This window comes from Mycobacterium sp. Marseille-P9652, assembly GCF_902652685.1.
Taxonomy (GTDB): Bacteria; Actinomycetota; Actinomycetes; order Mycobacteriales; family Mycobacteriaceae; genus Mycobacterium.
In genome coordinates this window covers 56140-79264 of the sequence record NZ_CACRUY010000014.1, presented here as the reverse complement: position 1 = coordinate 79264, position 23125 = coordinate 56140, and the positions used below count along the sequence as shown (strand labels likewise).

At 69.5% G+C, this 23125-nt stretch carries 24 protein-coding genes; 16 read left to right on the top strand and 8 right to left on the bottom strand.

What is annotated here, in order from left to right:
• The first annotated feature begins 4 nt into the window (after positions 1–4).
• Entirely contained in the window at positions 5–895 is an 891-nt protein-coding gene (locus GPY60_RS10705; protein ID WP_156687639.1) for an alpha/beta fold hydrolase, read from the top strand.
• Between the two features lie 72 nt (positions 896–967).
• Here GPY60_RS10705 and GPY60_RS10700 read toward each other — a convergent pair whose 3' ends face one another.
• From GPY60_RS10700 to GPY60_RS10690, 3 genes are read right to left on the bottom strand one after another with little or no spacing between them, the layout of a single operon-like run.
• The gene (locus GPY60_RS10700) at positions 968–2011 is read right to left on the bottom strand and encodes a zinc-binding dehydrogenase (RefSeq protein WP_156687638.1); all 1044 of its coding nucleotides are present in this window, start codon (positions 2009–2011) and stop codon (positions 968–970) included.
• A gap of 6 nt (positions 2012–2017) precedes the next feature.
• Positions 2018–2230, bottom strand: a complete 213-nt coding sequence (locus tag GPY60_RS10695) for a TOBE domain-containing protein (RefSeq protein ID WP_156687637.1) — start codon at positions 2228–2230, stop codon at positions 2018–2020.
• 39 nt (positions 2231–2269) lie between these two features.
• Positions 2270–2866, bottom strand: coding sequence for a TetR/AcrR family transcriptional regulator (locus GPY60_RS10690; RefSeq protein WP_156687672.1), 597 nt, complete (start codon positions 2864–2866; stop codon positions 2270–2272).
• A gap of 138 nt (positions 2867–3004) precedes the next feature.
• Here GPY60_RS10690 and GPY60_RS10685 point away from each other — a divergent pair, with 138 nt between their 5' ends.
• The gene (locus tag GPY60_RS10685) at positions 3005–4330 is read left to right on the top strand and encodes a cytochrome P450 (protein ID WP_156687636.1); all 1326 of its coding nucleotides are present in this window, start codon (positions 3005–3007) and stop codon (positions 4328–4330) included.
• Positions 4331–4510: 180 nt separating this feature from the next.
• The gene (locus tag GPY60_RS10680) at positions 4511–5269 is read left to right on the top strand and encodes a maleylpyruvate isomerase N-terminal domain-containing protein (protein WP_197283627.1); all 759 of its coding nucleotides are present in this window, start codon (positions 4511–4513) and stop codon (positions 5267–5269) included.
• Here the strand turns inward: GPY60_RS10680 and msrA are convergent.
• A complete protein-coding gene (msrA, locus tag GPY60_RS10675; protein WP_156687634.1) occupies positions 5266–5784 on the bottom strand; it encodes a peptide-methionine (S)-S-oxide reductase MsrA in 519 nt (172 codons plus the stop codon). The two genes, GPY60_RS10680 and msrA, sit on opposite strands and share 4 nt — an antisense overlap.
• Before the next feature lie 79 nt (positions 5785–5863).
• Between msrA and GPY60_RS10670 the strand changes: the two genes are divergently transcribed.
• From GPY60_RS10670 to GPY60_RS10660, 3 genes are all read left to right on the top strand, one after another.
• Positions 5864–6370 carry a nuclear transport factor 2 family protein gene (locus GPY60_RS10670; protein WP_156687633.1) on the top strand — a complete coding sequence of 169 codons (507 nt, stop codon included), beginning with the start codon at positions 5864–5866 and terminating at the stop codon, positions 6368–6370.
• On the top strand, positions 6367–7389 hold the full coding sequence (locus GPY60_RS10665; protein ID WP_156687632.1) for an NAD-dependent epimerase/dehydratase family protein: 1023 nt from the start codon (positions 6367–6369) through the stop codon (positions 7387–7389). Before GPY60_RS10670 ends, GPY60_RS10665 begins: the two co-directional genes overlap by 4 nt.
• A gap of 71 nt (positions 7390–7460) precedes the next feature.
• Positions 7461–7841: a DUF427 domain-containing protein gene (locus GPY60_RS10660; RefSeq protein WP_156687631.1), complete on the top strand. Its 381-nt coding sequence runs from the start codon at positions 7461–7463 to the stop codon at positions 7839–7841.
• Positions 7842–7845: 4 nt separating this feature from the next.
• On the opposite strand, the gene GPY60_RS10655 is transcribed toward GPY60_RS10660, so the two are convergent.
• Positions 7846–8247 carry a nuclear transport factor 2 family protein gene (locus tag GPY60_RS10655; RefSeq protein ID WP_156687630.1) on the bottom strand — a complete coding sequence of 134 codons (402 nt, stop codon included), beginning with the start codon at positions 8245–8247 and terminating at the stop codon, positions 7846–7848.
• Between the two features lie 35 nt (positions 8248–8282).
• Here GPY60_RS10655 and GPY60_RS10650 point away from each other — a divergent pair, with 35 nt between their 5' ends.
• Both GPY60_RS10650 and GPY60_RS10645 read left to right on the top strand, forming a co-directional pair.
• Positions 8283–9215: a DNA-3-methyladenine glycosylase family protein gene (locus GPY60_RS10650; RefSeq protein ID WP_156687629.1), complete on the top strand. Its 933-nt coding sequence runs from the start codon at positions 8283–8285 to the stop codon at positions 9213–9215.
• An 83-nt stretch (positions 9216–9298) separates the two neighbouring features.
• The gene (locus GPY60_RS10645) at positions 9299–9850 is read left to right on the top strand and encodes a Dps family protein (protein WP_156687628.1); all 552 of its coding nucleotides are present in this window, start codon (positions 9299–9301) and stop codon (positions 9848–9850) included.
• Between the two features lie 11 nt (positions 9851–9861).
• Here GPY60_RS10645 and GPY60_RS10640 read toward each other — a convergent pair whose 3' ends face one another.
• Positions 9862–11316 carry a chloride channel protein gene (locus tag GPY60_RS10640; RefSeq protein WP_156687627.1) on the bottom strand — a complete coding sequence of 485 codons (1455 nt, stop codon included), beginning with the start codon at positions 11314–11316 and terminating at the stop codon, positions 9862–9864.
• 150 nt (positions 11317–11466) lie between these two features.
• Here GPY60_RS10640 and GPY60_RS10635 point away from each other — a divergent pair, with 150 nt between their 5' ends.
• From GPY60_RS10635 to GPY60_RS10600, 8 genes are all read left to right on the top strand, one after another.
• Positions 11467–12453, top strand: a complete 987-nt coding sequence (locus GPY60_RS10635; RefSeq protein WP_156687626.1) for a pirin family protein — start codon at positions 11467–11469, stop codon at positions 12451–12453.
• Positions 12453–13097, top strand: a complete 645-nt coding sequence (locus GPY60_RS10630) for a TetR/AcrR family transcriptional regulator (RefSeq protein ID WP_156687625.1) — start codon at positions 12453–12455, stop codon at positions 13095–13097. Before GPY60_RS10635 ends, GPY60_RS10630 begins: the two co-directional genes overlap by 1 nt.
• Before the next feature lie 55 nt (positions 13098–13152).
• Entirely contained in the window at positions 13153–14100 is a 948-nt protein-coding gene (locus GPY60_RS10625) for a class I SAM-dependent methyltransferase (protein WP_156687624.1), read from the top strand.
• Positions 14101–14128: 28 nt separating this feature from the next.
• Entirely contained in the window at positions 14129–15061 is a 933-nt protein-coding gene (locus GPY60_RS10620) for a class I SAM-dependent methyltransferase (protein ID WP_156687671.1), read from the top strand.
• Positions 15062–15988: an SAM-dependent methyltransferase gene (locus tag GPY60_RS10615; protein WP_156687623.1), complete on the top strand. Its 927-nt coding sequence runs from the start codon at positions 15062–15064 to the stop codon at positions 15986–15988.
• Between the two features lie 164 nt (positions 15989–16152).
• Positions 16153–17589 (top strand): aldehyde dehydrogenase family protein, encoded by a 1437-nt coding sequence (locus GPY60_RS10610; protein ID WP_156687622.1) that lies wholly within the window; start codon positions 16153–16155, stop codon positions 17587–17589.
• A 71-nt stretch (positions 17590–17660) separates the two neighbouring features.
• Positions 17661–18521, top strand: a complete 861-nt coding sequence (locus tag GPY60_RS10605; RefSeq protein WP_156687621.1) for an SDR family oxidoreductase — start codon at positions 17661–17663, stop codon at positions 18519–18521.
• Between the two features lie 5 nt (positions 18522–18526).
• Positions 18527–19495, top strand: a complete 969-nt coding sequence (locus tag GPY60_RS10600) for an NADPH:quinone oxidoreductase family protein (protein WP_156687620.1) — start codon at positions 18527–18529, stop codon at positions 19493–19495.
• On the opposite strand, the gene GPY60_RS10595 is transcribed toward GPY60_RS10600, so the two are convergent.
• A complete protein-coding gene (locus tag GPY60_RS10595; protein WP_156687619.1) occupies positions 19492–21189 on the bottom strand; it encodes a PE family protein in 1698 nt (565 codons plus the stop codon). The two genes, GPY60_RS10600 and GPY60_RS10595, sit on opposite strands and share 4 nt — an antisense overlap.
• A 166-nt stretch (positions 21190–21355) precedes the next feature.
• The gene (locus tag GPY60_RS10590; RefSeq protein ID WP_156687618.1) at positions 21356–23074 is read right to left on the bottom strand and encodes a PE family protein; all 1719 of its coding nucleotides are present in this window, start codon (positions 23072–23074) and stop codon (positions 21356–21358) included.
• Between the last annotated feature and the right edge of the window lie 51 nt (positions 23075–23125).

Here is a 23125-nt window from a genome sequence, read left to right as displayed (position 1 = left end):
GGGCATGGTCACAATGCCCACCCTGGACGGCGTGGAACACCGGTATGTCGACGTCGGGAACGGCGTCACGATTCACGTGGCCGAGGCCGGGCCGCCCGGTGGCGCCCCGGTGATGCTGGTGCACGGGTTCCCGCAAAACTGGTGGGAGTGGCACGAATTGATCGGTCCGCTGGCCGCCGACGGCTACCGGGTGCTGTGCCCGGACCTGCGCGGGGCGGGCTGGAGTTCGGCCCCGCGGTCCCGGTACCTCAAGAACGACATGGCCGACGACCTGGCCGGGGTCCTGGACCGCCTGGGCGTGGGGCCGGTGCGGCTGGTCGCGCACGACTGGGGTGGCCCGGTCGCGTTCATCCTGATGCTGCGCCATCCCGAGAAGGTCAGCGGATTCTTCGGGCTGAACACCGTGGCGCCGTGGGTGAAGCCGGACCTGTCGCTGCTGCGCAACCTCTGGCGGTTCTGGTACCAGATCCCGATCCTGCTGCCGGTCGTCGGGCCGCGGCTGATCAGTGACCCGAACGCCCGGTTCTACCGCTCGCTGGCGGCGTGGGTCGGCGGCGGCTTCCTGGCGCCCGAGGAGGACGTGCGCTTCTACATCGACTGCATGCGCGAGCCCGGGCACGCGGTCGCCGGGTCGCGGTGGTACCGCACCTTCCAGACCACGGAGCTGGTGCGCTGGCTGCGCGGGGAGTACAACGACATTCGCGTCGACGTCCCAGTGCGCTGGCTGACCGGCACCAAGGACCCGGTGCTCGTCCCCGACCTGCTCGCCGGATACGACGAGCGGATCAGCGATTTCGACGTCGAACTGGTCGACGGTGTCGGCCATTGGATCGTCGAGCAGGCGCCCGAGCTGGTGCTCGACCGGCTGCGTGCCTTCCTGCGTTACGAGGGGTGACCGCTGAGCGTCGAGTCGTTGTCGATCAATCACGCCGTTCGCCGCAACACGTCGACGTTCGACGGGAAAACGTCAGGGCTTGACCAGGATTCGGATGGGGTTGCCGTCGCGGCGCTCCAGCTTCTCGATGCCCAGCGGCAGGTCCTCGAGCGAGACGACCTCGCTGATCGACCGCGACAAGTCAAGGCGCCCAAGCGAAACCAGCTTCGCCAGCGTCTCGATGTCGACGTTCTGGTAGCCGAGGTGCCCGAGAGCCTGCTTGCGGGTCAGCCCGAACAGCGCGGTGGGGCCGACGGTCGGCGCCTCGGCGCTCATCCCCACACCCACCAGCCGGCCGCCGACGCCCAGGCAGTCCAGCGCCTGCTCGAACGTGGACTTCAGCCCGACGGCGTCGAAGGCGACGTCGAGGCGGCGCCCGCCGGTCACCTCCGCGATCTTGTCGCCCAGCGCGTCGTCGCGTGAGCTGAAGGCGAAGTCGGCGCCGAGTTCGAGAGCCCGGTCGAGGACGACGGGTTCGATGTCGACGGCGACGATCGGGACCGCGCCGACCAACCGGGCGAGCTGCACGATGTGCGTGCCCACGCCGCCGACGCCCCACACGCCGACCGATTCCCCGACCGTCACCTTGCCGGTGCGCACCACGGCGCCGTACGGCGTCGACACCGCGTCGGCCAGGATCGCGGCCTGCTCCAGCGGCACGTTCTCCGGCACGCGGGTCAGGCCCGCCGCCTGCGCCACCGTGTACTCGGCCCACGCGCCGTCATAGGCGAAGGCCATCAACTGGATTCGCAGGCAGTTCACCACGTCGCCGCGGCGGCAGTTGGGGCAGCTCTGGCAGGGCCGGCCGGCGGCGACCACCACCCGGTCGCCCTCGGCCCACCCGGTCACACCCGGCCCGAGCGCGGCGATCGTGCCCGACGCCTCGTGCCCCTGCGTGACCACGGGTTGCTGGGGCGGAAAGGTGCCGTTGATCAGGCTGAGGTCGGAGTGGCAGATGCCGCAGAACGCGACCTTGACCAGAACCTCCCCGGGCCCCGGCTCGGGAATCGGAACATCCTCCAGCACAACCTTTTTGGTGTCGGCGTAGAAGCGCTCGGCGCGCATAGTGGCTGCCATGTGAGGCTACTCGACGCCGATCGTGACTTCGGTGGACTTGATGAACACCGTTGCCGGCTGACCCTCCTTGAGGCCGAGGTCCAGGGCGGCGTCCTTGGTGACGGACGACGTGACGATCTGGTCGCCGCCGTCGAGCCTGACCTTGACGATCGCCATTACGCTGCCGAGGTTGACCTCGGTGATGGTCCCCTTCAGCTGGTTTCGGGTCGAAAGGCGCATCGCAGTCTCCAATTCGTCGAGGTCTTCCGGCTGTCGAGCCTAGCGGGGGCCGAGGAGCGCGATCGACGCGTCGACGGCTGGCTCGACGATCTCGCGCACCGGGCGCCCGTCCTCGACGGCCAGCGCGGTCAGCTCGCGCAGGCCGCCCAGCAGGATGACGGCAAGCGGCGGCGTCAACGGTGGCAGCCCGGCCCGCCGGAACCCCGGGCCCGCGCTGAGGCCGGCCAGCAGTCCGGATAGGAGCTGCAGGCCGCGGCGCTGCGCCGGCCGGGCCGCCGCCCCCAGTGACGGCAGCTCACGAATCCAGCTCAGCGTCAACGCCGGCCGTGACTCGATGTGCCCGACGTAGGCCTCGACCGCCTGGCGAATCTGGTGCTGCCAGTCGGCATCGGGGTCGACGGCCGCGGCGATGCGCTCGCCGAGCTTCTCGACGTCGGCCTGCAGCAGCTCGAGGAAGCATTCCTCCTTGCCGGCGAACTGGCTGTAGAACGTGCGCTTGGAGGTGCGGGCGTGGCGGACGACGTCGGCGACCGTGCTGGCGCGATAGCCGCGCTCGTCGATCGAGGCGGCGAGGCCGTCGAGCAGGCGGAGCCGGAACGGGTCGCCGATCCCGGCGTCACCCTCCGCTGCTGTCAGGGCTGTCGTCACGGCGGGCCTTTCGTGAGTGAGCACCTTGTCATGCCTGGTACCACAGAGTACCGTACGGGGAAAGGTGTGCGGTACACCGTCGTACCACCCGGGGCCCCGGGGGGAGAAAATGGGAGCATCACCGTCATGAGCGAAGTCGTCACCGAGGCGCCGGCACCCGCCGACGTCAGGCTACCCCCCACGGCCCGCCTGCCAAAGGTTCTGGCGGGCTTGGGTTTTGCGTTCACGCGGCGGCCCATGATGCGGTGGCTGGCCCGCCGCCACGGCAATGTCTTCACGCTGGAGCTGCCGATCTACGGCCGCGTCGTGATCGTCGGCGACACGCAGCTGGCCAAGCAGATCTTCACCACCAGCCCCGAGGAGCTCGGCAACATCCAGCCGAACCTGAGCAGGATGTTCGGCTCCGGCTCGGTGTTCGCGCTCGACGGTGACGACCACCGGCGCCGGCGGCGCCTGCTCGCCCCGCCGTTTCACGGCAAGAGCATGAAGAACTACGAGGCGATCATCGAAGAGGAGACGCTGCGCGAGACCGCCAAGTGGCCGGAGGGGCAGTCGTTCCCCACGCTGCCGTCGATGATGCACATCACGCTCAACGCGATCCTGCGCGCCGTCTTCGGGGCCGAGGGCGCCGAACTCGACGAGCTGCGCCGGCTCATCCCCCCGTGGGTCACGCTGGGATCGCGCATGGCGACCATGCCCAAGCCCCAGCGCACCTATGGCCGGTTCAGCCCCTGGGGGCGGCTGGACGAATGGCGCCGCCGGTACGACGTCGTCATCGACAAACTCATCGAGGCGGAGCGGGCCGACCCGAACTTCGCCGAGCGGACCGACGTGCTGGCGTTGATGCTGCGCAGCACCTACGACGACGGTACGGCCATGTCGCGCAAGGACATCGGCGACGAATTGCTCACCCTGCTCGCCGCCGGGCACGAGACGACGGCCTCCACGCTGGGGTGGGCTTTCGAGCGGCTGACGCGTCACCCGGACCTGCTGGCGGCGCTCGTCGAGGAGGCCGACTCCGGTGGCGGCGAGCTGCGCCAGGCGACCATCCTGGAAGTGCAGCGGGCCCGCACGGTGATCGACTTCGCCGCCCGCCGCGTCTACCCGCCGGCGTTCCGGCTCGGCGAGTGGGTCATCCCGCGCGGGGACTCGCTGCTGGTGAGCATCTCGCAGATCCACGACGACCCCGAGGCCTTTCCCGAACCGGACCGCTTCGACCCGTATCGGTTCATCGGCAACAAGCCCTCCTCGTTCGCCTGGATCCCGTTCGGCGGCGGCACCCGCCGGTGCGTGGGTGCCGCGTTCGCCAACATGGAGATGGACGTGGTGCTGCGAACGGTGTTGCGACACTTCACCATCGAGACGACGACGGAGCCCGCGGAGAAGTGGCACGGCCGCGGCGTCGCCTACACCCCCAAGGACGGCGGGCGGATCGTGGTGCACAGGCGATAAGTCGCCCGTTGCACGGTCGGGCCACCGCGATGTCGCAATCCCGCCAGCGGGTGCCGCCCCGGCCGTGCTTGTGTTGTCGGCGTGAACAAACTGCTCGTCGACGCGCTCGCCCGCCCCTCGTTTCGCGCCGGATGCGCGCGGACCATTGCCGAACTACCCGGAGCGGCAAGGCTTTTGCCCTTGACGAGGCCACCCGCGGAAGCGGCGTTCGTCGCCATCACCCGGAGCCTGTTGTCGGCGGATCCGCACGCGCCCACACGGTGTGCCGGCTGGACGGTTCACGAGCTCACCGCGCACCTCGCCGCGGGGTCGGCCGAGATCGCGGATCTGGTCGAAGGCGAGCTCGCGGGGTTGCCGACGCGCGCGACACGGGACTTCGAAGAACGTGAGGCGCCGTACCGAGCGCTGTCGCCAACGCGCCTGCGGCGGAGTTTCTTTCGGGAGGCGCTGAGGGCGACGGTGGCGGTGGAGCGGCTGTCGGCCGCCGGCGATGGTCGTCGCGTCGCGTTCACGGGCGCACGGTTGGACGCACCGACGCTGATCCTGCACATCGAAAGCGAACTCGTGCTCCATCGCTGGGACATCGCCGGATCAGACCGGACGGGCGTTGACGCGCTCAGCGACCCCCGGCTGGCCTCACACGCGGCGACGACGGTTGCGGGCATGCGGCCCAACGTGTTTCCGGCCCGCTCCGGGGATCGCGGCACAGTCGTCCTGCGCTCGCCGGGGGCCCGCGACGTTGCGGTCACCGGCGGTGCGGTGACGACGATCGAGCCCGCCCCGCAGGACCTCGGGTGCCCGGTCGTGAGTTGCCATCCCGCGGTGCGCACCCTGCTGCTGTGGGGGCGGCAACCGGAGCGCGAACTCCCGGCGCCGCAGGGGGATCGGGACGCGGTGGACGCCGTCGTCGCGATGCTGCGCCCGAAGGGCAGCTCCTAGCCGGTCGTCGGTGCGGACGCGCGACGCGGCAGCTTCCAGCCGGGGCGCACGAAGTGGCAGGTGTACCCGTTCGGGTAGCGCTGCAGGTAATCCTGGTGCTCCGGCTCGGCCTCCCAGAAGTCGCCGGCCGGGCTGACCTCGGTCATCACCTTGCCCGGCCACAAGCCGGAGGCCTCGACGTCGGCGATCGTGTCGAGCGCGACGCGCTTCTGCTCGTTGTCGAGGTAGAAGATGGCCGACCGGTAGCTGAGCCCGCGGTCGTTGCCCTGGCGGTTCTTCGTTGTGGGGTCGTGGATTTGGAAGAAGAACTCCAACAGTGTGCGGTAGTCGGTGACCGCCGGGTCGTACACGATCTCGACGGCCTCGGCGTGCGTTCCGTGATTGCGGTAGGTCGCGTTCGGGACGTCGCCACCGCTGTAGCCGACTCGGGTCGAGACCACGCCGGGTAGTTTGCGGATCAGGTCCTGCATGCCCCAGAAGCAGCCGCCCGCAAGGATCGCCTTTTGCGTGCTCATTGGTTCTCCTCCTCGGTAACCGACGACACGCGCCAGGCTACACTCCGCCGATGACGTGTAGCGGCGCAAAGGAGCGCGCGTGACCGCCCGACAGTTCTCCCGCAGCGAACTGGCCGACGCCTTCGTGCAGTTCGAGGCGACGGTGTCCCGCGCCGCCGAGACGCGCGACTGGGACGGGTGGGTCGAGCAGTACACCCCGGACGTCGAGTACGTCGAGCACGCCGCGGGCACCATGCACGGCCGCGACGAGGTGCGCACGTGGATCCAGCGCACGATGACCACCTTCCCGGGCAGCCACATGGTGGCCTTCCCGTCGCTGTGGTCGGTGATCGACGAGCCGACCGGGCGGGTGATCTGCGAGCTGGACAACCCGATGAAGGACCCGGGTGACGGCACGGTGATCACCGCGACGAACATCTCGATCGTCACCTACGCCGGCGACGGTCAGTGGCGCCGCCAGGAGGACATCTACAACCCGCTGCGTTTCCTGCGCGCCGGACTGAAGTGGTGCCGCAAGGCCCGGGAACTGGGCACGCTCGACGACGACGCGGCGCGCTGGATGGAGCAGAACGGAGGAGCGCAGTGAGCGCGAAGCCCAAGCTGGTCATAGGCGCCAACGGATTCCTCGGTTCGCACGTGACCCGGATGCTCGTCGCCGACGGCTACGACGTGCGGGCGATGGTGCGGCCGAACGCCAATACCCGCGCCATCGACGACCTCGCGCTGACCCGGTTTCACGGCGACGTCTTCGACTCCGACACCCTGCGCGAGGCGATGGACGGCGTCGACGACGTCTACTACTGCGTCGTCGACACCCGGGCCTGGTTGCGTGACCCCGCGCCGCTGTTCCGCACCAACGTCGAGGGCCTGCGCAACGTCCTGGACGTAGCGGTGCACGCGAACCTGCACCGGTTCGTCTTCACCAGCACCTACGCGACGGTGGGCCGGCGGCACGGGCACGTGGCGACCGAGGAGGACGTCGCCGACGTGCGCCGGCTCTCCGCCTACACCCGCTCCCGCGTGCAGGCCGAGGACCTCGTCATGCGATACGTCGCCGAGTTCGGCCTGCCCGCGGTGGCGATGTGCGTCTCGACGACCTACGGCAGCGGCGACTGGGGCCGGACCCCGCACGGCGCATTCATCGCGGGGGCGGTCTTCGGCAAGCTGCCCTTCCTGATGGACGGCATCCAGTTGGAGGTCGTCGGCGTCGACGACGCCGCGCGGGCGATGATCCTGGCCGCCGAGCGCGGCCGACCCGGCGAGCGCTACCTCGTCAGCGAGAAGATGATCCCGCTGACGGAGGTGGTGCGCATCGCGGCCGACGAGGCCGGCGTGCCCCCGCCGCGACGCTCGATCTCGGTGCCGGTGCTGTACGCGCTGGGCGCGCTGGGCAGCCTGCGGGCGCGGGTCACCGGGAAGGACGCCGAACTCAGCCTGGCTTCGGTGCGCATGATGCGCGCCGAGGCGCCGGTCGATCACGGCAAGGCGGTGCGCGAGCTGGGCTGGCAGCCCCGGCCGGTCGAGGACTCCATCCGCGAGGCCGCGCGGTTCTGGGCGGCGATGCGCACGGGCAAGAGGGACAACCGGGCCGCCGCCGCCGAATAACGTCCGGCCGGGAAGCCCCGAACGCGCGCCGGCGTTGCAATCGTCATCCGCGTCTTCAGGAGGAACCCACCATGAGCCACCCGGAAATCAAGGAACCCAGCGCCGGGCACCCGATCACGATCGAGCCGACCAAGGGGCGCGTGCAGGTGCGCGTCAAGGGCGAACTCGTCGCGGACACGACGTCGGCGCTGGAACTGCGTGAAGCGACTTTGCCTGCGGTGCAATACATTCCGATGGACGACGTGGTCGCCGACCGGTTGACCCGCACCGCCACCAGCACCCACTGCCCGTTCAAGGGGGACGCCAGCTACTACAGCGTGACCACCGCGGCCGGTGACACAGTGGACGACGTCATCTGGACCTACGAGCAGCCCTATCCGGCCGTCGCGGCGATCGCGGGGCACGTCGCGTTCTATCCCAACAAGGCCGAGATCAGCGTCGCACCCGAATAGCGGCTCAGTAGGGGATCCACCCGGGCATCGCTGCTTCCTGCGCCCGGGTGTCGCTGTAGAGACGCATCGAGACGATCACCCCGTCGCGGGTCTCGAAGATGCACACGAAGGGGCTCTCGTACTTCACACCGTCGGTGGTGGTGCCGCTGGCCTGCGCCTCCACGACCACCGTTTCCCCCTCGTTGACGCACCGGGCCAAGTCGATGGTCACTTCGAGCACCCGCTTGCGTTCGTCGATCGCCCGCCGCAGGGTGTCCTTGTCGCACGACGACCGCGTGTAGAGGCTCCAATAGGTGAAGTCGTCGCTGAGGAGCGCGAAGCCCTCGTCCACATCGCCGCCCTCGCTGATGCTCTCGAGGAACATCCAGGCGAGTTCGCCCTGCGGGTCATCGAAAGGCGTCGCCACACCGCAATATTGTCTTGGGAGATCAGCAGCGGTCAATGAGGGCGGTTTCGACAGCGGTGAAAAGCGCGCGCACGGTCACGTTCCCGGGCCCCGCCAGCTTCGGGCACACGTTGGCGCCGCTTCGCCGGGGACTGCGGGACCCGTGCTTTCAGGCGCCCGGTGACGGCACGATCTGGCGCACCAGCCTGCTCCCGAGCGGTTCGGTCACCGCGCGGATCAGCCGCGCCGCGGCCGACGCCGCCCACTGCGAGGCGTGGGGCGACGGCGCCGAGGAATTCGTCGAGGCGCTGCCCGCGCTGCTCGGCCTCGAGGACGACGCGTCGGGCTTCGCACCCGTCGACCCGGTCGTCGCCCCCGGGCACCGCCGCGTCCCGCACTTCCGGCTCGGACGCACCGGGCTCGTCCTGGAGGCGCTGATCCCGGCGGTCATCGAGCAGCGGGTGCCGGGCGCCGACGCCTTCCGGTCGTGGCGCCTGCTGGTGACCCGGTACGGGACGCCGGCACCCGGACCGGCGCCCGCCGGAATGCGCGTCCCGCCGTCGGCCGAGGCGTGGCGCACCATCCCGTCGTGGGAGTTCCACCGCGCCAACGTCGATCCCGGGCGCGCCCGGACGGTGGTGCTGTGCGCGCGCCGCGCGGCATCCCTGGAACGGCTGGCCGCGCGGCCGCCGGCTTTGGCCCGTGAGGCGCTGACGTCGCTGCCCGGGGTCGGGATCTGGACCGCCGCCGAAACCGCGCAGCGGGCGTTCGGGGACGCCGACGCCCTCTCGGTCGGCGACTACCACATCCCGAAGATGGTCGGCTGGACGCTGCTGGGCCACCCGGTGGACGACGCGGGCATGTGTGAACTGCTCGAACCGATGCGGCCCCACCGCCACCGGGCGGTGCGATTGCTGGAAGTCAGCGGGCTGGCGTACGAGCCCCGGCGCGGGGCGCGGCTTCCGGTGCAGCACATCAGCCGGCTGTAGACGCCGAAAAGGCGTTGGTTACGGGCGGAGCCATCGGGTATCCCGTTGCAGACGTGACCGTATCCAATAGCAGGGGGCAATCGATGACCCAGTTCACTATCCCGGGCCTGACCGACAAGCAGGGCGCCCGGCTTGCTGAACTGCTACAGAAGCAACTGAGCACTTACAACGATCTTCATCTGACGCTCAAGCACATTCATTGGAATGTCGTGGGGCCCAACTTCATTGGGGTGCACGAGATGATCGACCCGCAGGTGGACGCGGTCCGCGCTTTCGCCGACGACGTCGCCGAGCGCATCGCGGCCCTGGGCGCCTCGCCGCAGGGGACGCCGGGAGCGATCATCAAGGACCGCACCTGGGACGACTACTCCGTGGGCCGCGACTGCGTCCAGTCCCACCTCGCGGCGCTCGACCTGGTCTACACCGGGGTCATCGAGGACATCCGGGCGAGCATCGCCGAGACCGAGGAGCTCGACCCGGTCACCCAGGACCTGCTGATCGACCAGGCCGGCAGCCTGGAGAAGTTCCAGTGGTTCGTGCGGGCGCACCTGGAGAGCGCCGGCGGGGCGCTGACCCACGAGGGCGCGTCGACGGAGAAGGACGCGGCCAGCAGCGCGCGCACCACGTCGGAGTAGGGCGACCGGCGTCAGGCGGCCTGGTCGGCCTGCCCGCTCTCGGCGGCCGCGCGCTCGGCGGCCGCCGTCTCGCGGTTGAGGCGCTGCGCCTCGTAGATCGTGACGTTGGTGCGTGACATCAGCAGCGCGGCGATCCCGACCGAGAGGATCGCCCCCGGGACGACGGAGAACGAGCCGGTCATCTCCGCGACCATGATCATGATCGCGAGCGGCGCCCGCGCGACGCAGCCGAAGCAGGTCATCATGCCCACGACGACGAACACACCCGGCTCGTGGGGCACCCCGGGCAGGGCGAACGCCTCACCCAGCCGCCAGACGGCGGCGCCGACGAACGCGCCGATCACGATCCCCGGGCCGAACAGTCCGCCCGATCCGCCGCTGCCGATCGAGAGCGACGTGGCGACGATCTTGGCGACGGGCAGGACAAGCACGATCCACATCGGAATGTCCATCAGCGATCCCCGGTCGGCGGCCAGCTGAGCCCAGCCGTAGCCGCTGCTCAGGATCTGCGGGATGACCAACCCCAGCAGGCCGACCAGCAGCCCGCCGATCGCCGGCTTGACGATCGGGCCCCCGGGCAGCCGGTGGGCGATGCGCACCGAGGCGTGGAAACACCGGGCGAACAGGTAGCCGACCGCCGCCGCGACCACGCCGATGACCACGAACCACAGCAGCGGCCAGGCCCGCTCGAAGCGGTACTCGGCGTCGATGTAGCCGAACAGCGGGTCGAAGCCGAGGAACGAGCCGAGCACCGCGTACGCCGTGCCGGACGTGATGAACCCCGGCAGCAGGCACTCGTAGTCGAAATCGTCGCGGTAGGTGATGGACGCCGCGAGGACGGCGCCGCCCAGCGGCGCCGCGAAGATCGCCCCGATGCCGGCGCCGATGCCCAGCGCCACCGCGATCCGGCCGTCCTCGTCCGACAGATGCAGCCGGCGGGTGAGCAGCGAACCGAAGCCGGCCGACATCTGCGCAGTCGGCCCCTCCCGGCCGGCCGAGCCTCCCGAGCCGATCGTCAGCGCGCTCGCGACCATCTTGACCAGCACCGCCCGGAACCTGATGGCGCGAGGGTCGGTGTGCACCGCCTCGATCGCGGCGTCGGTGCCGTGCCCGGTGGCCTCCGGGGCGAACTTGGTGACCAGCAGGGCCGACAGCAGCGCCCCGCCCGTCGTCACCAACGGAATCGCCCACGCGCGCTGGAAGCCGGTGGATCCGCGCCCGCCGCCCTCGCCGACGGGCCGCGGGATGTGGTAGTCCGCCAGGTAGCCCAGCAGGAACTCGCCCGTGTACTTCAGCGCCAGATAGAAGACCACGGCGCCCAGGCCGGAGATGACGCCGATCGTGACGCCGAGCACCAACCACTTCTGCAGGTAGCCCGATTTTCGGATCGACGCGCCGAACCGGCCGCCGGCGCCGCGGACCGTCGCCACGTGGGGCTGGGGTTCGTCTTCTTCCGGCTCGCTCACGCAGCGCGTCCGGCCCGCGACCGTCGGACTGGTCCCCCAAGCACGACGTCATCTTAAGCGGGCGGGGGCAGGTTGAACGCCGCTCGGGAATATCCGGACCATAGTCCGGTTATAGGGGGCAGTTCTTCGCAGTCCCTTATCGGAGGTCACATGCCAGCCGTCACCGCAGACACCCTGACTTTGCCGCGGGTCACCCCCGCCGGTCCCGCCGACAGGGAGCGCCCCGTCCGGTCGATCACCACCGGCCCGCGCGGCTACGAGGGTGAGGGATTTCCGGTCGTTCGCGCCTTCGCCGGGGTGAGCGCCGCCGCCCTGGACCCCTTCGTGCACATGGACCAGATGGGCGAGGTCGACTACGAGCCGGGGGAGCCGCGCGGCACCGACTGGCACCCGCACCGCGGCTTCGAGACGGTCACCTACATGCTCGACGGCAAGTTCGCGCACCAGGACTCGCACGGCGGCGGCGGCCTGATCACCGACGGCGCCACCCAGTGGATGACGGCCGGGTCGGGCATCCTGCACATCGAGACCCCGCCCGCCGAGCTGGTGGAAAGCGGCGGCCTGTTCCACGGCATCCAGCTGTGGGTCAATCTGCCCAAGAAGGACAAGTTCGCGCCGCCCCGCTACCAGGCCATCGAGGGCGGGGACGTCGGCCTGCTGGCCTCCGACGACGGCGGAGCCTTGGTCCGCATCATCGCCGGGGAGATCGACGGCCACCGCGGGCCCGGTGTCACCCACACCCCGATCACCCTCGCGCACGCCACCATTGCGCCGGGGGCCCGGCTCAGCCTGCCGTGGCGGCGCGACTTCAACGCGCTGCTCTACGTGCTGTCCGGCAGCGGACACGTCGGGCCGTCCGGCCACCCGTTGCATGCCGGTCAGCTGGCCGTCCTCGGGCCCGGTGACCGGATCACCGTCGGCGCCCACGGCGTCCAGGACTCGTCATCCCCGACGGGGTACGAGGTGTTGCTGCTGGGCGGCCAACCGATCCGCGAACCGGTATTCCACTACGGGCCATTCGTCATGAACTCGCGCTCGGAATTGATCGAGGCGCTGCAGGACTATCAGGCCGGCAAGTTCGGCACAATTCCGCCCAACGCTTTAATGCCTCACCGCGGCGGTGGCACACTCGAGTAATGTCGCCGACGGCGAGCCGCAGGCCCGGACGCCCCCCCGCCGCGAAAGCGGACGAGACGCGTGAGCGCATCGTGCAGGCCGCACGCCTGGTGTTCAGCGAACGCGGGTACGACGGTGCGACTTTCCAGGCCATCGCGGCGCGCGCCGATTTGACCAGGCCGGCCATCAATCACTACTTCTCCAGCAAGCGACTGCTCTACCGGGAGGTTCTGCAGCAAACCAATGACGTGGTCATCACCGCTGGCATCCGGGAGGCGCAGCGCGAGACCACCCTGACCGGTCGGCTGACCGCATTCATCTCGGCCGCGGTGCGGGCCAATTCCGACAATCCGGCCGTGTCGGCGTTTCTCATCACCGGCGTGCTGGAATCGCAGCGGCATCCGGAATTGAGCCAAACGGACAACGACTCGGTCACCATTACCCGGGAATTCCTGACGCGGGCGGTCAACGACGCGATCGAGCACGGGGAGGTTGCTGGCGACATCGACCCGGCCGCCCTGGTCGAAACGCTGCTCGTCCTGATGTGCGGCGTGGGGTTTTACTCCGGCTACATCCGCAGCTACGAGGAGATCCTGGCGGTGAGCGACGTGCTGCGCCGGCTCCTGGAGGGCGCGCTGTGGCGGCCTGACGCCGGACCGCAGTGACCTGGCGCACAAAGCGCATAGTTTGCCTAACTTACTCCGGTAGCATGATGCGGTCATGACTGATCTCGATGACTGCTCCCCGGCACCGTCCTCCCTGCGAACCGAGGGTGACTCCTGGGCCATCACCGAACTGGTCGGCGCCACCGCGCTCGGCGTCGCCGCGGCGCGGGCGGCGGAAACGGCCGGTCCCGCCCCGTTGATCTCCGACGAGTTCGCCCGGATCCTGGTGTCCTCTGCCGGCATCTCGTGGGCGCGTCTCGCGGACCCCGAACTGGCCTGGCTGGACGGCGATGAGCAGGGCAAGCGCGCGTATCGGCTGGGCATCGACTACCAGGCGGTCCGCACCCACTTCTTCGACGAGTACTTCGCCGATGCGGCCGCCGCCGGGATCCGGCAGGTGGTCATCCTGGCCGCCGGGCTGGACTCGCGCGCCTTCCGGCTGAACTGGCCGGCGGGAACCGCCGTCTACGAGATCGACCAGCCCAAGGTGCTGGAGTACAAGACCCGCACGCTCGAAGAGCACGGCGCGGTGCCGACCGCCAGCCGGCGCCCGGTGCCGGTGGACCTGCGCGACGACTGGCCGGCCGCGCTGCGTGCCGCCGGATTCGACCGCACCCAGCCGACGGCGTGGCTGGCCGAGGGCCTCCTGCCGTACCTGCCGAGCGACGCGCAGGACCGGCTGTTCGAGCTGGTCACCGCGCTCAGCGCGCCGGGCAGCAGCATCGCCGTTGAGGCGTTCGGCCTGAACACCCGGAGCAACTCGCAGCGCTGGCGGCGCATGCGGGAGCGTCTGGGCCTCGACGTCAACGTCCACGCGCTCACCTTCCACGAGCCCGACCGTTCGGACGCCGCCGAGTGGCTGGCGGACCACGGATGGCAGGTGAGCGCCGTCAACAACCGGGACGAGATGGCCCGGCTGGGCCGCCCGGTGCCCGACGACCTTTCCGACGAGGCGGTCCGCAGCACCCTGCTGCGGGCGCGGCTCGACGATTCGTCCGCCTGACCCGAGGAGCTAGAAGCGTATGAGCTCGTTGCGCACCCACGACGACACCTGGGACATCAAGACCAGCGTCGGCGCCACCGCCGTGATGGTGGCCGCCGCGCGGGCCGTCGAGAGCGAGCGCCCGGAGCCGCTGATCCGCGACCCCTACGCCAAGCTTCTGGTGACCAACGCGGGTGCCGGCGTGTTGTGGGAGGCCATGCTCGACCCCGAGATCGCCGCCAAGGTGGAGGCCCTCGACTCCGAGTCCGCCGCCCACCTCGAGCACATGCGCGGCTACCAGGCCGTCCGGACACACTTCTTCGACTCCTACTTCAACGACGCCGTCGCCGACGGGATTCGCCAGGTGGTGATCCTGGCCTCGGGCCTGGACTCGCGTGCCTACCGGCTGGACTGGCCGGCCGGCACCGTCGTCTACGAGATCGACCAGCCGCAGGTGCTGGACTACAAGTCGCAGACCCTGGCGGACAACGGCGTGACGCCGACCGCCGACCGCCGCGAGGTGCCCATCGACCTGCGGCAGGACTGGCCGGCCGCGCTGCGTGACGCGGGCTTCGACCCGTCCGCGCGGACGGCGTGGCTGGCCGAGGGACTCCTGATGTACCTGCCGGCCGAGGCGCAGGACCGGTTGTTCACCCAGATCGGCGAGCTGAGCCCGGCCGGAAGCCGCGTCTCGGCCGAGACCGCGCCCGCTCACGCCGACGAGCGGCGCCAGCAGATGCGCGAGCGGTTCAAGAGGGTCGCCGACGAGATCGGCCTGGAGGAGACCGTCGACGTCGGCGAGCTGATGTACCGCGACGACAACCGGGCGGACGTCGCGGCGTGGCTCAACGACCACGGCTGGCGCGCCCGGGCGCAGAAGTCGACGGACGAGATGCGGCGCCTCGGCCGCTGGGTCGAGGGCGTGCCGCTGGCCGACGACAAGGACGCGTTCTCTGACTTCGTGATCGGGGAGCGGCTGTAGATGGCGCGGAGCCTGGACGATTCCTGGGACATCGCGACCAGCGTCGGGGCGACCGCGGTCATGGTCGCGCTGGCCCGCGCGCGCGAGACCGCGGGTGCCGACCCGCTGATCCGCGACGAGTTCGCCGAGCCGCTGGTGTCCACGCCCGAGCTGGCCGGCGTCCGCGAGCAGGTGGCGGCGTGGTGGGCGGCCCCGGACGAGGACGACGATCCGGACTTCGCGGTGAACGCGCAGAACATGATCGACTACCAGGCCGTCCGCACCCACTTCTTTGACGGGTACTTCGCGGACGCGACGGACGCCGGCATTCGTCAGGTTGTGCTCCTCGCCGCGGGCCTGGACTCACGCGCCTACCGGCTGGCCTGGCCCGACGACACCGTCGTCTACGAGATCGACCTGCCCAAGGTGCTCGAGTACAAGTCGGCCACCCTTGCCGCCCAGGGCGCGTCGCCCGTCGCCGACCGGCGGCCGGTGCCCGTCGATCTGCGCCACGACTGGCCGCGGGCGCTGCGCGACGCCGGCTTCGACGACGCCCGCCCCACCGCCTGGCTGGCCGAGGGGCTGCTGCCGTTCCTCCCCGCGACGGCGCAGGAGGCGATGTTCACCTCGATCGACGCGCTGAGCGCGCCCGGCAGCCGGGTGGCCGTCGAGATTTTCGGGATCGACCCCGAAAGGCGCCGCGAGGCCGAGGAGAAGTGGGCCGAACTGCGCGCGAAGCGCGAGGCGCGCGGCGAGGACACCTCGTTCAACCCGTTCGACCTCTGGTTCGACGACGAGGGCCGCCCCGACAGCGCCGAGTGGTTCGCCGCGCACGGCTGGACCACCCGCGCCGTCAACGCGCGCGACGAGGCCCTGCGCCTCGGTCGTCCGCCCCGCTCGGACGACCGGCCGTTCGCCAACAGCTTCGTGACCGCGACCAAGGGCTGACAGAAAGGCCCGATTCTCCCCGCCCGCGCGGCCGGCCTCGTCCTCCCGGCGGATCTTTCCTACTGCTCTCCCAACCGGATGGTTAGGATCGCGGGTATCACCCAATGAGCGTTCAGCGCGACGAGCAGCGGGCGCCTTCGCGACGGCCCGTTCAGGGAAGGACAATGATGACCACCGAATCGGTTGCGCCCAAGACATCCGAATCCCCCACCAATGGGGTGCCGACCGCCCAGCAGGTCGACATCCCCGGTGTGGTGGCGCGCCTCCGCAAGACCTTCGCGACGGGGCGCACCCGCGACCTCGACTGGCGAAAGCGGCAGCTGCTGCAGCTGCAGAAGCTGATGGAGGAGAACGAGGACAAGATCGCCGCCGCGCTCGTCGAGGACCTGGACCGCAACCCGTTCGAGGCCTACATCGCCGACGTCGCCACCACCGCGGGCGAGGCGAAGTACGCGGCCAAGCACGTGCGCCGGTGGACCCGCCGCCGGTACAAGTTGCTGGAGGTTCCGCAGCTCCCGGGCCGCGGCTGGGTGGAGTACGAGCCGTACGGCACCGTGCTGATCATCGGCGCCTGGAACTATCCGTTCTACCTGACGCTGGGCCCGGCGGTCGGGGCGATCGCCGCCGGCAACGCGGTCATCCTCAAGCCGTCCGAGATCGCGGCGGCGTCGTCGCACCTGATGGCCGAGCTGGTGCCGCGCTACCTCGACAGCGACGCGATCGCGGTGGTGGAGGGTGACGGCTCGGTGAGCCAGGAGCTCATCGCCCAGGGCCTGGACCGGGTGATGTTCACCGGCGGCACCGAGATCGGCCGCAAGGTCTACGAGGGGGCGGCGCCCCACCTGACGCCCTGCACGCTCGAACTCGGCGGCAAGAGCCCGGTGATCGTCGCCGCGGACGCCGACGTCGACGTCGCCGCCAAGCGCATCGCCTGGATGAAGCTGCTCAACAACGGGCAGACCTGCGTGGCGCCCGACTACGTGGTCGCGGACGCGAAGATCCGCGACGAGCTGGTGGACAAGATCAACGCGGCCGTCACCAAGTTCACGTCGGACAAGCCCGACGGCGTGCGCATCGTCAACCGGCGCCAGTTCGACCGCATCAGCGGATACCTCGCCGGCGGCGACGGCAAGGTCACCGTCGGCGGCCGTTGCGACCCGTCGAGCCTGCGCATCCAGCCGGCGGTGGTCGTCGATCCCGACCCGGACGGCCCGCTGATGCAGAACGAGATCTTCGGGCCGATCCTCCCGGTCATCACGGTCAAATCCCTCGACGAGGCAATACGATTCGTCAACTCGCGCGCAAAGCCGTTGGCCGCGTACCTGTTCACGAAGGCGCGGGAGACCCGCGAGCGGGTGATCAGGGAGGTGCCGGCCGGCGGCATGCTGATCAACCACATCGCATTCCAGGTGTCGACGGCCAAGCTGCCGTTCGGCGGGGTCGGGCCGTCCGGCATGGGCGCCTACCACGGCAAGTACGGATTCGAGGAGTTCAGCCACCGCAAGTCGGTGCTCACCAAGCCCACCCGGCCGGACATGTCGAGCTTCATCTACCCGCCCTACAGCAAGATGGCGTTCAAGATGGCGCGCAAGATGTTCTGATCGACCCGGCACCCGCCGGTCAGCGCCGAAACCCATTCGACTGCAATCACACAACTTCAGAGAGGAACCTGATGCCCGGAGTGCAGGATCGCGTCATCGTCGTCACCGGAGCCGGGGGAGGGCTCGGGCGTGAATACGCCCTGACCCTTGCCCGCGAGGGCGCCAGCGTCGTCGTCAACGACCTCGGCGGCGCCCGCGACGGCACCGGAGCGGGCCACAACATGGCCGACCACGTCGTCAACGAGATCAAGGACGCCGGGGGCCGCGCGGTCGCGAACTACGACAGCGTCGCCGACCAGCAGGGCGCCGAGAACATCATCAAGACGGCGCTCGACGAGTTCGGCGCGGTGCACGGTGTGGTGAGCAACGCCGGCATCCTGCGCGACGGCACCTTCCACAAGATGTCGTTCGAGAACTGGGACGCGGTGCTCAAGGTGCACCTGTACGGCGGTTACAACGTGATCCGCGCCGCGTGGCCGCACTTCCGGGAGCAGAGCTACGGCCGCGTGGTCGTCGCCACCTCGACCAGTGGCCTGTTCGGCAACTTCGGCCAGGCCAACTACAGCGCGGCCAAGCTCGGCCTCGTCGGCCTGATCAACACGCTGGCGCAGGAGGGGGCGAAGTACAACATTCACACCAACGCGCTGGCCCCAATCGCCGCGACGCGGATGACCGAGGACATCCTGCCCAAGGAGGTGCTCGAGAAGCTCACGCCCGAGTTCGTCGCCCCCGTGGTGGCCTACCTGTGCACCGAGGAATGCCCCGACAGCGCCTCGATCTACATCGTCGGCGGCGGCAAGGTGCAGCGCGCCGCGCTGTTCCAGAATGAGGGCGAGACCTTCGACAAGCCGCCGACGGTCGAGGAAATCGCCTCGCACTGGGGCGTGATCAGCGACCTGTCCAACGCCCAGAGGGCCGCCTTCAAGCTGTAAAGCTGATGAAAGCCTGTGTGGTTCAACAGTTGTCCGGCCCTTCCGGCGTCGTGTACACCGACATCGACGAGGTCACCGGCGATGGTGACAGCGTCGTCATCGAGGTTTACGCGGCGGGCGTCTGCTTTCCGGACCTGCTCCTGGCCAAGGGCGAGTACCAGCTGAAGCTGCCGCCCCCGTTCGTCCCCGGAATGGAGGCCGCCGGTGTGGTGGTTTCCGCGCCGCCCGGCTCGGGATTCCGTGAAGGAGAACGCGTTTCGGCGTTCGGAATCCTCGGCGCTTATGCCGAGCGAGTCGCGGTCCCGGTGCCGAACGTGATCCGCAGTCCGGCCGAACTCGACGACGCCGAAGCGGTGTCGCTGTTGGTCAACTACAACACCATGTACTTCGCCCTGGCCCGCCGCGCCGCCATGCGTCCGGGCGACACCGTGCTGGTGCTCGGGTCCGCCGGCGGGGTCGGGACCGCGGCGATTCAGGTCGCCAAGGCGATGGGCGCCCGCAAGGTGATCGGCGTGGTGCACCGCGAGGCGGCGGCCGACTTCGTGTCGTCCGTCGGGGCCGACCTCGTGGTGCCGCTCTCCGAGGACTGGGCCGCGCAGGTGCGCGAATACACCCGCGGGCGGGGCGTGGACATCGTCGTCGACCCCATCGGCGGCCCCGCGTTCGACGACGCGATCCGGGTGCTGGCCATCGACGGCAAGCTCCTGGTGATCGGCTTCGCGGCGGGCAGCATCCCGACCGTCAAGGTCAATCGGCTGTTGCTGCGCAACGTCAGCGTGGTCGGGGTGGCGTGGGGCGAATACCTCAACAAGGTCCCCGGCTCGGCGGCCCTGTTCTCGTGGGGACTCAGCCAGTTAGTTTCGCTGGGCCTCAAACCCCCTCCGCCGCAACGGTATCCGCTGTCCGAGGCGCAGGCCGCGCTGCAGAGCCTGGCCGACGGCGGCGTGCTGGGCAAGGTCGTGCTCGAACCCTAGGGCGCCGGGTGCGGTGTGCCGAGGAGGATGGTCTGCAGCGCGCTCACTCCGATGAGGAATTCGACACCGCCCGAGACGGTCCCTAAGCCGATGTCGGCGACGATCGGCCCTCCGATCGCGTTGACGATGCCCCCGACGGGGTCACCGTTGAGGGCCTGCGAGATTCCGCTCAGGAAGAGGTTGACGTCGTAGGACGGCAGGGTGACGGCCAGCGCGGTCGCGATGTCGGCGGTCGGCAGCAGCGTCGCGTAGGCCGTCGACACGTCCGCCGTGAAGGCGCCGACGACGTTCGTGTTGGCCGACTCGAGGCCCTTGATGAACCCGTTGAGCGACGCCGGGGACAGCAGCGTGCCCGGCGACGGCAACGGGGACTGCCCACCGCCGCCGAGGTCGGGCAGCGAGAACTGCGGCGGGCCCTCGGCCTGTAAAGCGTTGAGCGCGTTGGCGACACCCTCCTGGGTTCCGCTGACCAGGTAGCCGGGCAGCGACGTCGTCGCGCTGAGCGGCGGGAACACGCCGAACGGGGTCGTCACGTCCGCAGGGCCGGTGGACCAGCCGTAAGCCGGGTCTCCGTAGCCCCAGTTGACGAGGTATCGGAGATCGGGTTGGAGCAGCTCGGCGAGCGGGTTCCCAATGTAGGGAATGGAGCGCAGCGGCTCGACGAGGGGCAAGTGCGGGCTGGGGATCATGCGGTAGGTGGTGCCGCCGTTGTAACCGGGGGACGTCGGCAGGTCGAAGGCCAGAGCGAGTTGCGACTGCGGGATGCTCAGGTACGTGCCGTGCACGTACACGATGCCCATGACCGCATTGAGGTCGGAGAGAAAGTCGATGGGGTATTGCGGGAAGTCGGCGAAGCCGTCGTACTCCAGCGTGTTGTTGATGACCGTGAACCCCGTGTTCGCATCCATCCCGCCGTAGAACGGCAGGCCGAGGCTCGGAATGTTCAGTCCCGGGAAGCGGGCGAGCATGCCCCCGTTCGGGGTCATCTCGTTGCCGACGAGCACGAAGCTCACGTCGCCCGGGTGCAGCCCCAGGCCGGCGAGCTTCGGCAGTTCCAGGGCGGCCAGGATGGCGCCCTGCGAGTAGCCGAACACGGTGAACGGCTTTCCGATGGCGGCTTGGCCGAGGATCTCGTTCTGCAGGATCGTGAGGCCGCGGTCGACCGAGATGTTGAGGGTCAGGTCCTTGATGCCGGTGATCGGATACAGCCCCTCGGGGGTGAACACCGATTGCAGGTTGTTGGTGGTGAAATAGGGCGAAATGTACTTGGCGTAGGCCGCGGCGATGTACTGCGCGTTGGGTATCGGCACGCCGCTGGCGCCCAGGATCAGCCCCGCGTCGACGTTTGTCGCGGCGGCGTTGAGCGCGGGCACGCCGGCGGCGGGTGCGGCGAGTGACCGCAGCGAATTGGACGCCGCCGCTTCGGCTTCCACGTAGGCTCCCGACGCGGCCGCCAGGGCGGCGGCGAACTGGTCGTGGAAGGCGCCGGCCTGCGTGATGAGCGCCTGGTAATCCCGAGCGTAGGCATCGAACAGCGCTGCCGTGGCGGCCGACACCTCGTCGGCGGCCGCGGCCACGACCCCCGTGGTAGCGCCCGCGGCGGTGGCGTTGGCCTCGCTGATCGTCGAGCCGATCGCCGCCATGTCCGCGGCGGCCGCCGTCATCGTGGATGGTTGAGCGAGAACGTAACTCATCGGCGCAGATCCTCTCGCCTGGCGATTGGCCACCTCGGCACTTCGTCAGCGTAGAGGGATCGCGCCGGTTTGTCCGGCAGTTGCGCGCATTTAGCGCGCGGGCGTTCGAGGGTGCTTCGATCGCCGACAGGCAACTAGCACAGCGTCATTCGCGGCGCCTGGCGAATCAGTTGGGGCCGGGGGCCGGCACTCCGGTCAAGATCGTCCTGCCGGCATTGACGAAGTTGAGGGCTTCGAAGCCTCCCGCCAGCGTCACCAGTCCGACGTCGGCGGCGATCGGACGGCCGAACGCATCGAGGAGCCCCTGCACCGGGTCGACGGTGATCGCCTCGGAGATACCGTCCAGGAACAGGTTCACGTCGTAGGACGGAACCGAAATCGCCACGGCCGTAGCGATGTCCGCGGTGGGCAGCAGCGTCGCATAGGCGGTCGAGACGTCGCTCGTGAACGTGCCGACGATGTTGTTGTTCGCGTTCTGGATGGCGGCGATGAGGTCGGGCAGGTTCGCCGGTATGGACGCGGACGGCGCGGTCAGCGCGCTGAGCGCGGCGTTGCCGGTCGCCTGCGCGGACGGGAGGATGTTCGCCAGGTCCTTTGTGAAGGCGCTGACGCCCTGCTGGGTGCCGGTGACCAGTAGCGGACCCAGAGCCGTGGTCGCGCTCAGCGGCGGCAGGAACCCGAACGGGGTCTGAACATTGGACGGACTGGTCGAGTAGCCGTAGTTCGGGTCGCCGTAGCCCCAGTTCACGATCGCCCTGAGGTCCGGCTGGATCAGGTCCGCCAGCGGGTCGCCGATGATCGGGAGGGCCCGCAGCGGCGTCAGCAGCGGCAGGTTCTGGGTGGGGATGAGGTGGTAGTCGGTCATGCTGCCGGGAGTCCCCAGCGATTCCGATCCCGGCAGCAGGTAAGACGCCCCGAGCTGTGCGCTCGTCAGCGTGGGGTACGAGCCATGGATGAAGACGATGCCCGCCAGCGCGTTGAGGTCGGAGAGGAAGTTGATCGGGTAGCGCGGGAAGTCGGCGAAACCGTCGTATTCCAGGGTGTAGATGTCGGTGTGGAAGAGGTTGCTCGGGGTCGACGTGCCGAAGGTGAGGCCGAGGCTCGGCAGCGTCAGGCCGGGGAATCGCGCGATCAGGCCGCCGTTGGGGTTCGCCGGGTCACCGAGCAGGGTGAAGTAGACATTCGATGAGTTGTAGCCCTCGGCGATGAGCTTGGGCATCTCCAGTGACGCGATGATCGAGCTCTGCGAGTAGCCCAGAACGGAAACGACATTGCCGGTGGGCGCCGGGCCGAGGACCGCGGTGATCGCGTTGTTCAGCTCGGTGACGCCGCGGGCCAGGGATATGTCGAGCGTCAGATCTTTGACGCCGGTGTAGGGGTACAAGCCCTCGGCCGTCGACACGGCCTGCAGGGCGCCGATGTAGTTGTTGCCTCCGTAGAGACCGGAAAGGTAGCGGCTCGCGACGTTGTTGAGGTAGGTGGGTGACGGTGTGGCGGTGCCACTGCCGGTCATGATCAGGTTGGCCAGAACCGGAACGTTGGGATCCGGGGGTGCCGCGCCGAACACCGGGGCCGGAGCGCCGCCGAGACCCAGCGCGGCCGCGATGTCGGCTTCGGTTTGCGCGTAGGCGTTTCCGGCCGAGGCCAGCGCAGCCACGAACTGGCCGTGGAACGCGGAGGCTTGGGCGAGCAGCGCCTGGTATTCCTGACCGTACGCACCGAAAAGCTGCGCGGTGATCGCCGAGATCTCGTCCTGGGCCGCCGCCATCACGCTGGTGGTGGGGCCGGCGGCGGCCGCCGTGGCTTCGTTGAGCGTCGAGTTGATCGATGACACCTCGGCCGCCGCCGACGCCAGGAGTTGGGGCTGAGTGATCAGGCTGGTCATCGGCTTTCCCTTCTCAGCGAAAAAGGTTGTTGCAGCGGTGCCGACGGCCCC

Bases quoted from the DNA above. Each gene is read 5' to 3' on its own strand.
- GPY60_RS10705 (WP_156687639.1), top strand. From the start codon at position 5: ATGGTCACAATGCCCACCCTGGACGGCGTGGAACACCGGTATGTCGAC.
- GPY60_RS10700 (WP_156687638.1), bottom strand. From the start codon at position 2,011: ATGGCAGCCACTATGCGCGCCGAGCGCTTCTACGCCGACACCAAAAAG.
- GPY60_RS10695 (WP_156687637.1), bottom strand. From the start codon at position 2,230: ATGCGCCTTTCGACCCGAAACCAGCTGAAGGGGACCATCACCGAGGTC.
- GPY60_RS10685 (WP_156687636.1), top strand. From the start codon at position 3,005: ATGAGCGAAGTCGTCACCGAGGCGCCGGCACCCGCCGACGTCAGGCTA.
- msrA (WP_156687634.1), bottom strand. From the start codon at position 5,784: ATGAGCACGCAAAAGGCGATCCTTGCGGGCGGCTGCTTCTGGGGCATG.
- GPY60_RS10660 (WP_156687631.1), top strand. From the start codon at position 7,461: ATGAGCCACCCGGAAATCAAGGAACCCAGCGCCGGGCACCCGATCACG.
- GPY60_RS10650 (WP_156687629.1), top strand. From the start codon at position 8,283: ATGAGGGCGGTTTCGACAGCGGTGAAAAGCGCGCGCACGGTCACGTTC.
- GPY60_RS10645 (WP_156687628.1), top strand. From the start codon at position 9,299: ATGACCCAGTTCACTATCCCGGGCCTGACCGACAAGCAGGGCGCCCGG.
- GPY60_RS10635 (WP_156687626.1), top strand. From the start codon at position 11,467: ATGCCAGCCGTCACCGCAGACACCCTGACTTTGCCGCGGGTCACCCCC.
- GPY60_RS10630 (WP_156687625.1), top strand. From the start codon at position 12,453: ATGTCGCCGACGGCGAGCCGCAGGCCCGGACGCCCCCCCGCCGCGAAA.
- GPY60_RS10625 (WP_156687624.1), top strand. From the start codon at position 13,153: ATGACTGATCTCGATGACTGCTCCCCGGCACCGTCCTCCCTGCGAACC.
- GPY60_RS10615 (WP_156687623.1), top strand. From the start codon at position 15,062: ATGGCGCGGAGCCTGGACGATTCCTGGGACATCGCGACCAGCGTCGGG.
- GPY60_RS10610 (WP_156687622.1), top strand. From the start codon at position 16,153: ATGATGACCACCGAATCGGTTGCGCCCAAGACATCCGAATCCCCCACC.
- GPY60_RS10605 (WP_156687621.1), top strand. From the start codon at position 17,661: ATGCCCGGAGTGCAGGATCGCGTCATCGTCGTCACCGGAGCCGGGGGA.
- GPY60_RS10600 (WP_156687620.1), top strand. From the start codon at position 18,527: ATGAAAGCCTGTGTGGTTCAACAGTTGTCCGGCCCTTCCGGCGTCGTG.
- GPY60_RS10595 (WP_156687619.1), bottom strand. From the start codon at position 21,189: ATGAGTTACGTTCTCGCTCAACCATCCACGATGACGGCGGCCGCCGCG.
- GPY60_RS10590 (WP_156687618.1), bottom strand. From the start codon at position 23,074: ATGACCAGCCTGATCACTCAGCCCCAACTCCTGGCGTCGGCGGCGGCC.